Raw genomic sequence first — 8,444 nt, forward strand, 5'->3', positions numbered from 1 at the left:
CTAAACCGATTAGGCTATCCATAAACGATATAAACAAAAAACGCGCTTAAATTACTTTAAGCGCGTTTTTTATTAACTTTTTAAAAGTGACTAAACCAAATCACTCAAAGCTGCTAGCACCACAATGCTCGCCAACCCTATTTGAGCCACTAAGCTAATAAACGAAAAGCCCCTAAGCACAAATAAACCCCAAGGGTGTTTAATATGCGGATATAACGCGCAACGTTTTAAAGTGGTTGCAAAGAAAAAACAAATCACCGCCGCCATAGTTAAACCCAGCGTCAGCTCACTTTTAATAGAGAGTGTTTCATCAAAAAAGAAGAACAACTGTAAAGGCAGCAATATAGTGACAATAGCGTGCAGCACATGTACTTTTTTTATGCGATCGAACTGCCCTTCCGGCGAAAGCTCTTTAATACCAAAGTCACGCTCTAAACATTTAACTAAGTTATTAGCTTTAATACTAACCGCCAAACGGTAACAACTTAAACCTTCTTTATTGCGCGCTCTAAAGTTATAGCCCGCTTTAATCAGCAGCACCATTAACGATTCATTTTTAGCAAATACAGCGTAATGAAGTGCTGTGTTACCTAAATTATCAACCGCTTTTTTGTCTTGCTTTGCAAGTAGCGTTTCAACCACATTTACAAAGCCTTTTTCGGCGGCCCACATAAAGGCTGTTTTATTGTTTTCATCAGCAAGAACACCTGTAGCGCCTTGCTCAATAAAGCGCATTGCCATTGTTTGCTTGGCTGTTTTTTTACGTAGGTGCGTTAATAATGCTTTTTCTAGCAGTACAACAGAGTCAACATCAGGAGAAACCTGTGTAAGCAACGTAAAATAGTCTTTACCCGCTGCTACTTTTTCGCTGGCAAGTTCAGAAAGAGTATCTAAATCAGCAATAGACTCTGGAATAAACGCACTTAAGCGCTCTCTAAAATCAACTTCTTTCCAAAGGGCTAATGTATCTTTTGCCGAAAGTTTACTTTTATTATTTAACGCATGCTCAATTAACGTGAAATAGCGTTTACTAAAAAACAAATCAACTAAAGACAGTGGCGTATCTATGGTATTTTGTGCCGCCACACTTGCGTATTTTTCAAGGCGTTGGCATAGCATAAGCACTAAGCTTTCAGGGGTGTATTCATTATCGTAGTAATGGCTTTTAACCGCACTAATATACGCTTGTGCGTCTTCGTCATATTCAGAGATATGTTGAAAGTAACATTCTTCAAATGGTTCTAGCGGGGTTAGCCATGCCAAATAATAAATAGGCGGTAACACGGTGGTGCATACACCATCGTCTTCATTTGTAGAACGACAAGCAGGCCAAGCTTCCAAAGCATCTAAAATAAAGGCACCGTTTTGTTCTACCAGTCCTTTAATAAGTAATGGGTATTCCTTTGGCCAAATCAGTACATTTTCCATTAAAACAACACAACTCCAGTGTGGCTTGGGGGTGGTAAGTTATATCAGTTTTTAGCTGACACCACGCTTAATCAAAGTGTCGATATTCTAGCACACCTTTGTTTTGCTGCTAGCGCAAAATTACGCAATAACAACAATCCTTTACTTACAAATATAAAAACGGCCAAGTACATAAGTAATTGGCCGTTTTTGAGGTTGGAGTTGGGCTTAATCAGAGCCAGACAAATAGTCTATTTACTTTTTAACTCGCTAATAACTTGATCTAAACCCACTTCAGAAATACGTTGAATAATCTCTTTTTGCTTAGCACTTAATAGTGAAATGCCTTCGGCAACAATATCGTATACTTTCCACTCATCATTTTTACCTAAACGAAGCTTAAAACTTAAGTCGATTGTAGGCGCATTTGGCTCAATAATTTGTGTATTAACTGTTGCGTACTCAGAGTCACTTTTTGCGTTATTACGCTCAAATACTACTTTTTGACCTGTGTACTTCATTAGTGCACCAGCGTATGTACCTGTTAAGTAATGCTCTACTGCATCTATAAATTGAACAGCCTGTTCGCGCTCAATGCCTTTAATGTGTTTACCTAATAATTTAAACGATACAAACTTAACATCAATATGTGGCATTAAACGTTTTTCAACAATGGCAGCCATCGCTTCTTTGCTTGCTGTGCCTTTTGAATTTACTTGGCCAATGTCTGCAAATAGCTTATCGGCTACTGATTCAAGTAACTGATCTGGCGATTGCTGAGTTTGTGCAAATAACGAACTACTAAAAAAAGCAGTGGCTAAAACGATTAGTTTAAAGAGTTTCATAATTGTATATGTCTGTGTGATTAAGATGGCTGTAATTTACGCGAACTATACGCAATAAAAAAGGCACAAATAAGCAACTTATTAATGCCCAAATCGCACCAATAAAATAACTAAAATAAATTCAAGCAGTTAGAAACCTCCATTAACAGCTCATATACAACCGGCATTTTGTCCTCATTGTAATTGTTAATAGGTCGCCCTTATCATTTAGTTATCACTTGAATCAAACAAACATTTGGCACCTATGAAAACGTCACTTAAAACACTTATTATCTCTTTTGTATTAGTAGTTTCACTTTTTGGTAAACTTGCTTTTGCTCAATCGAACCACGGTTATGCCGTTGATTTTCTCAAAGGCGAAGGTAACGTAAACGGCGTTAAGCTTGCGTATCAGTATCATGCACCTAGCATGCAAAATATAATTGGTGATGCACGCTTTTACTTTGAAACCAGCGTAAATATGTGGGAATACCGCCACGGCGATGAAACACAATCAAACCTAGTACTTGCTATGTCACCTGTGCTGCAATTTCCTGCCTTTAGTTTTAACAACACCCCATTTTATGTAGAAGCAGGGATTGGTGTATCACTGATTGATGAAACGCAGTTTGCCGGTAAAAACATAAGTACTCACTACCAGTTTGAAGACCGCATAGGCCTTGTTGCCGACTTTGGTCATACTAACGTTGCCCTTAGAGTTATTCACTATTCAAACGCAGGCTTTAAAGAGCCAAACCCAGGGCTTAACTTTTTAACGCTTTCGGTAGCTAGACGTTTTTAAGGTTATTGATTGTGTTTAAAGTTATTGATTATGTTTTGAGTAATTTAATTGCTGTTATAGCGTAAAACGTTCACACTTAAACGTACTAAATATTAAGCGATACTGCGATGCAAACTTGGCATATTGTAATTATTGTCGCTGTTGTTTTTGCTATTGTCATTGGTAATATTGCGCTGATTAGACTCTCTGCAAAAACGGAGTTTAAAAAGCCCAACGCCAATATTAAAAATACAACAGACACAAAAAAGCCCTGATTAATCAGGGCTTTTTTAATAATACCAATTCGCTTAATTATATTTTCGTTAATTTAGCCTACTAACCAATGCGCCATTAGCGCAATAACAGGTAAAGTAATTAGCGTTCGCAAAATAAATATAATAAACAACTCTAAAATATTTACCGGTATTTTACTGCCAAGTAAAAGTGCGCCCACCTCAGACATATAAATAAGCTGAGTTACACTCATTGCGGCAATAATAAAGCGCGTTACATCACTTTCAATTGTACCTGCTGCTAATATTGACGGAATAAACATATCAGCAAAACCAACCATAATAGTTTGCGACGCTGCTGCCGCTTCGGGTACTTGTAATAACTCTAAAAATGGCACAAACGGCATACCTAAATACTGAAATATAGGCGTATGCTCAGCAATAATCAGTGCAAATGTACCTACTGCCATAACCACAGGCAATACACCAAACACCATATCAAGCGCGTTATGTAAGCCCTCTTTTATAGTACCTTTAACACCCGTTGAGTTATCTGCTTTAGCTAACGCAACATCTAACGAATGACCAAATAAGGTTTTATGACCCGGAATTGTTTCTGCGTCTCTATCTGGCTCGGTGCCATCAATCAGTAAGTCTTTTTTAAAGCGCAGTGGTGGTAATCGCGGCACAATAATAGCGGCAACAATACCGGCTAAACATACCGTTGCGTAAAACGGTGCAAATAGGTATTCAAGTTTAACTTGCCCAAGCACCACTAAACTAAACGTAATTGAAACCGCTGAAAACGTAGTACCAATAATAGCCGCTTCGCGTTGTGTATAATGCTTTTGATCGTACTGCCTTGCAGTCATCAAAATACCCACACTACCATCACCTAACCACGATGCAGTACAGTCAACCGCGCTTCTACCTGGTACACCAAATACAGGGCGCATTACTTTGGTCATTAACGTACCAGCAAGCTCTAATAGACCAAAGTTAATTAATAGCGGCAGTAATAAGCCCGCTAAAATAAATACCGAAAACAACACCGGCAATAAGTCATTTAATACCAGCGCGCCAGTATTGGCCGAGGTAATCATCTCGCTGCCTAGGCTTAAGTACGTCATTAAACCAAACGCCATACCAAATAAGCGCACCACCAGCCATGTCCAGCTCACGTCAAATAAATGCTTTAACAAAGGTGAGTTACATATAGCGGCGGGTTTAAACACTTTAGTAATTACAGAAATAACCCCTGTAATACAAATAATGAGAGTAATAATTGCTTGAGCAGAACCAAGCATCATTGCTTGAACCGCTTTTGCCATAACGGCAATAGGAATGGTCATCCCTTGCGAGGTACTAATGGGTGTCATAAATAAAAACACACCAATTAACGAAGGAACCAAAAAAGTAAACCAAGTGCGCCACGTGTAGTGTGAACGATGAGGTAGCTGAGACATATTTATTAACCTATAAAAACCACAAAAAGAGCATAGCGCTCTTTTTGTGGTAAAACTTATTATTATTTAAATTTTAATGCCGCGCTGAATGAGTGCTGCTTCTAATGCTTGTTGTAAACCATTCATAGTACCTGGCTCAAGCGTTTCGCCTTTATCATCCATCCACGTTAAGCTAGTACCGCCTTCTTTAGTTTTACTTACTAAAATTTGGTATTGGCCTTCATCAATAGGTAGTTGAGCTACGTCATCACCCCAAATTGAATCCCAAACACTTGTTTCTGGTTTAGTGTAATCAGCAGTAATTAAGCCCGTATCTGGGTTAATTTCAACAATAGTGAACGACAAGCGCTCTAAAAATCCAGAGAAACGGTCAAACACAGCTTCGTAAGATTGCTCAGTTACAAGTGCTGCATTACCTTTGTTATCAAAGCCCATTTCAAGAGAAATAATACCTTGGCGTTTACGCATATCAACTTCAAGTTGACGGTAACGGTAATCAAACTCGCTCACTACTTGGTTAAGCGCACGCACTTCTAACTGCTGCTTTAACAAATCAGTTAGCGTATGGTCGCCTTTAAAATCAATCAGCTCTACACGTAAAGACGCAGTACGCTGATGTGACTTTTCTTCAATAGTGAATCTAAATTTTTCTAAGTCATCGTTAACTTCATCGCCCCACCACCAAAAACCTTCTTCGGTTTTAATAATTGAGTACCAATCAGTTTCAATAGTACCTAGTAGCTTGTCTTCTTTAGTGGTTGCTGCATTGTTATCAGCGAGGACTGATTGAATCGTGTCCCAAAGAAATTCATCTAAATCAGCAATGCCATCGTTTTTATCAAAATAAATACGCGCTTGTTTATCTGTCTCTTCTACCCAACTGCCTTTAGCAATTGTTAATACTTGTGCCGGTGGGCGGTAATTTGTAGCTTCAGGATTGTTGTCGTATTGACCTACATCCATTTTATAAACTGGGTCTTGAGCTGGTTGAGATAACGACGTTGGTGCTTTTACAGGCTCATGCGTACGATAGTTACGTTCGTCATGTGCCTTATTAATAAATACACTACACCCTGATAAACTTACCAATACACTTACTGCAAGTGCTTTTGGGATCCAATACTGCACAGATATTTCTCCTTAGCATACCCTTTAATTGTTTTAACAAATATATGAGTGGGTAATGCCGATTTGGTTCAGTGTAAAATCAATATTAACTTTACATTTATTATTTGGCTGCCTAAATGCAATAAAGTTCAGCACTTCAACTTAGCAATAAAACTAAGCGCAAATAAGCAAATTTTAGCTATGGTACTTTCCCGTGCCAGTAAAAACAAGAAACACCGCACTTTAAAAGCGCTTAATTAGCGTGTGCTGTAGTTTAGAGCCCTTTTTGTGTTAAACTTCGCCGCCGTGCAACTTCTCGTGTGTATTTTTGGTGTTGCCAACTCGGTTGATATAATCCAAGTAACAAGGTATTTGAACTCATGACTGCATTTTCAAATCATCAAATTGTTTTAACAGCGATTGGCGAAGACAGACCCGGTATTGTAAGTGAACTAACCCAACTGGTTAGCGATTGTCACTGCAACATTATTGACAGCCGTATTGCTATTTTAGGCTGCGAATTTACCTTCATAATGCTACTAAGCGGCGACATGTCGGCAATAAGCCGCATAGAGCACGTACTGCCAACTAAAGCCATGGAACTTGGCCTGCTAACCATGATGAAGCGCACAGCGAGTCATACTCCTAGCGAATTTTGTGCAGGTTACACCCTAGAATACACAGGCATAGACACCCCTGGCACATTGAGCAAAGTAACGCGCTTTTTTGCCGACAATAATATTAGTATTTGCTCACTTAAGTCAGACACTTATTCTCAAGAAGACAACATTAAAATGCGTTGTGAACTTGAATTCAACATACCTGTTGATGTAGATATAGATCAATTTAAAATTAGTTTTGAGAGCCTTTCTCACACACTAAACGTAGATTATATTTTTAAACGAATTCGTTAAGGATGCTAAACATGAACACAATTAGTCCATTACAAGCTGGCGATACTGCACCCGCTTTTAGCCTACAAAACCAAAACGACGAAACAGTAACATTAAGCGAGCTGTTAAAAGAGCAACAAGTGCTTGTGTACTTTTACCCTAAAGCGTCAACGCCGGGCTGTACTGTACAAGCCGAAAACCTACGCGATGAGCAAGCACAGCTTGCTAAATTTAACACCCGCGTTGTAGGTATTAGCCCAGATCCAATTAAGCGCCTTAAAAACTTTGAAACTAAAAAAGAGCTTAATTTTGACCTATTAGCCGATGAAGACCACGCTATTGCTGAAGCATTTGGTGTATGGGGCTACAAAAAATTTATGGGTAAAGAGTACGATGGTATTCATCGCCTGACATTTTTAGTAGGCCAAGACGGTAAAATTAAACACTTATTTGATAAGTTTAAAACTAAAGATCACCATCAAGTAGTGTTGGATTATTTAGCTGCAGAATAAGTTTGTGGCAGAATAAGCTAGCGGCTAAGTAAGTTAGCTACCAGCTATTAGACAAATACAGAAAAGCGTTGCTCAAGGGCAACGCTTTTTTATGTCTATACATTTGCCTATATAAAAACTTAAATAATAATTGAGTAAATAATTTGTTAAAACTGCCAAAGCACTTATTATTAGCACCTTGCCAATTGGATATTTAAACCTTGAATAAAAGCCTAAAATTTAAACTTTATTTAACTGCCTTAATCATCTGTATTATCGGTTTTAACTTTTCAGAGCCAAGTATGCAATTTTACTCAAACCCGTTTTATATCGGTAGTTTCGTTTTTGCCATTGCGCTTATAATCTCTGTAATTAATTACGCCTGCCCTGCCTGTAAGAAAAACCAAGTAATGCGCTCTATTTCTAGTTATAAGCTCCCAACTAACAACTGTTATAATTGCGGGAAAGAGATTGATGAGAAAAGTCATTAAATAGACAGGGTTATTACTGGAGAGTCTGGTATTCAAGGTTATTCATAAAGCCACTTGATATATATTAAGTTGTTGTCGTGTATTACCAATCGATACAAAGTTTGGAATAGTACCAACTAAACTTGCACCTGATTTTAAAGCAATTTTAATGCTAGCTGCATTTTGTGCTAAGCATCTAAACTCAATTACTTTAGCGCTTGTATTTTTGAGTATGATTGGCACTCTCGTAATTACTTGACTGATAATACCATTTCCTTGTGCATCACTACTTAACCAGTAACCAAGCTCCGCTACATTCAACTCAGGACAGATGGACTTAACTGCAAAAATGCCACTGAAATTATCTGGCAGATTCAAGTCTTTATAATAAATTTTAAACCACCGCGAACCATTAAGCCCGCTGTTTACTCTGTCGAGTATGTACTTTTTAGCTGATTCAATATTGTTTACCCCTTCTACCCAAGGCAAAAACTTACCTAAACCTGCCCGACTTAAATTAACAGTCTTTAAAATGTCCGCAGCATCGCTTTCCACTAAAGGAGCTAGTTTAATGTGTTCTGCAATTTGGATATGCAAGTGCTCTTCCTTGTGAGTATTTAATGTTTATAGTTGTAAGTTTAAAACTAAAGATGTAGTGGTACAGTGATTTTGGCCACCCATTAAGAAAGAAATGTTATGCTAATAAGCATACAAATTTGGGTGAAAAAATGACGAAATTAAAACGCGCAACGTATTCTGCAGCAATAAAATT

The 8,444-nt window shown here is 38.1% G+C and carries 9 protein-coding genes; 4 read left to right on the top strand and 5 right to left on the bottom strand.

All coding sequences use genetic code 11. The features are described from left to right. Positions 1–90: 90 nt before the first annotated feature. Together I6F48_RS04400 and I6F48_RS04405 are read right to left on the bottom strand one after the other, a co-directional pair. A complete protein-coding gene (locus tag I6F48_RS04400) occupies positions 91–1,428 on the bottom strand; it encodes an ankyrin repeat domain-containing protein (RefSeq protein WP_197118896.1) in 1,338 nt (445 codons plus the stop codon). Between the two features lie 230 nt (positions 1,429–1,658). Continuing rightward, positions 1,659–2,252 (bottom strand): MlaC/ttg2D family ABC transporter substrate-binding protein, encoded by a 594-nt coding sequence (locus tag I6F48_RS04405; protein WP_182194277.1) that lies wholly within the window; start codon positions 2,250–2,252, stop codon positions 1,659–1,661. Between the two features lie 244 nt (positions 2,253–2,496). Here I6F48_RS04405 and I6F48_RS04410 point away from each other — a divergent pair, with 244 nt between their 5' ends. Further along, positions 2,497–3,033, top strand: coding sequence for an acyloxyacyl hydrolase (locus I6F48_RS04410; RefSeq protein WP_101163303.1), 537 nt, complete (start codon positions 2,497–2,499; stop codon positions 3,031–3,033). A gap of 107 nt (positions 3,034–3,140) precedes the next feature. Beyond that, entirely contained in the window at positions 3,141–3,287 is a 147-nt protein-coding gene (locus I6F48_RS04415; RefSeq protein WP_007583912.1) for a DUF2897 family protein, read from the top strand. A 53-nt stretch (positions 3,288–3,340) separates the two neighbouring features. On the opposite strand, the gene I6F48_RS04420 is transcribed toward I6F48_RS04415, so the two are convergent. Both I6F48_RS04420 and bamC read right to left on the bottom strand, forming a co-directional pair. Beyond that, positions 3,341–4,711, bottom strand: a complete 1,371-nt coding sequence (locus tag I6F48_RS04420; protein ID WP_007583911.1) for a YjiH family protein — start codon at positions 4,709–4,711, stop codon at positions 3,341–3,343. 66 nt (positions 4,712–4,777) lie between these two features. Then, entirely contained in the window at positions 4,778–5,839 is a 1,062-nt protein-coding gene (gene bamC, locus I6F48_RS04425; RefSeq protein WP_007583910.1) for an outer membrane protein assembly factor BamC, read from the bottom strand. A 359-nt stretch (positions 5,840–6,198) separates the two neighbouring features. Here bamC and I6F48_RS04430 point away from each other — a divergent pair, with 359 nt between their 5' ends. Continuing rightward, entirely contained in the window at positions 6,199–6,732 is a 534-nt protein-coding gene (locus tag I6F48_RS04430) for a glycine cleavage system protein R (RefSeq protein ID WP_007583906.1), read from the top strand. A gap of 11 nt (positions 6,733–6,743) precedes the next feature. Beyond that, a complete protein-coding gene (gene bcp, locus I6F48_RS04435) occupies positions 6,744–7,223 on the top strand; it encodes a thioredoxin-dependent thiol peroxidase (RefSeq protein WP_002963124.1) in 480 nt (159 codons plus the stop codon). A gap of 512 nt (positions 7,224–7,735) precedes the next feature. Here the strand turns inward: bcp and I6F48_RS04440 are convergent. Next, entirely contained in the window at positions 7,736–8,269 is a 534-nt protein-coding gene (locus I6F48_RS04440) for a GNAT family N-acetyltransferase (RefSeq protein ID WP_197118897.1), read from the bottom strand. Between the last annotated feature and the right edge of the window lie 175 nt (positions 8,270–8,444).

The organism is Pseudoalteromonas sp. SWYJ118 (assembly GCF_015864505.1).
In the GTDB taxonomy this organism is placed as follows: Bacteria; Pseudomonadota; Gammaproteobacteria; order Enterobacterales; family Alteromonadaceae; genus Pseudoalteromonas; species Pseudoalteromonas arctica.

Excerpts from the sequence above, each read along its gene's own strand:
- I6F48_RS04400 (WP_197118896.1), bottom strand. The coding sequence starts at position 1,428 with ATGGAAAATGTACTGATTTGGCCAAAGGAATACCCATTACTTATTAAA.
- I6F48_RS04405 (WP_182194277.1), bottom strand. The coding sequence starts at position 2,252 with ATGAAACTCTTTAAACTAATCGTTTTAGCCACTGCTTTTTTTAGTAGT.
- I6F48_RS04410 (WP_101163303.1), top strand. The coding sequence starts at position 2,497 with ATGAAAACGTCACTTAAAACACTTATTATCTCTTTTGTATTAGTAGTT.
- I6F48_RS04415 (WP_007583912.1), top strand. The coding sequence starts at position 3,141 with ATGCAAACTTGGCATATTGTAATTATTGTCGCTGTTGTTTTTGCTATT.
- I6F48_RS04420 (WP_007583911.1), bottom strand. The coding sequence starts at position 4,711 with ATGTCTCAGCTACCTCATCGTTCACACTACACGTGGCGCACTTGGTTT.
- I6F48_RS04430 (WP_007583906.1), top strand. The coding sequence starts at position 6,199 with ATGACTGCATTTTCAAATCATCAAATTGTTTTAACAGCGATTGGCGAA.
- bcp (WP_002963124.1), top strand. The coding sequence starts at position 6,744 with ATGAACACAATTAGTCCATTACAAGCTGGCGATACTGCACCCGCTTTT.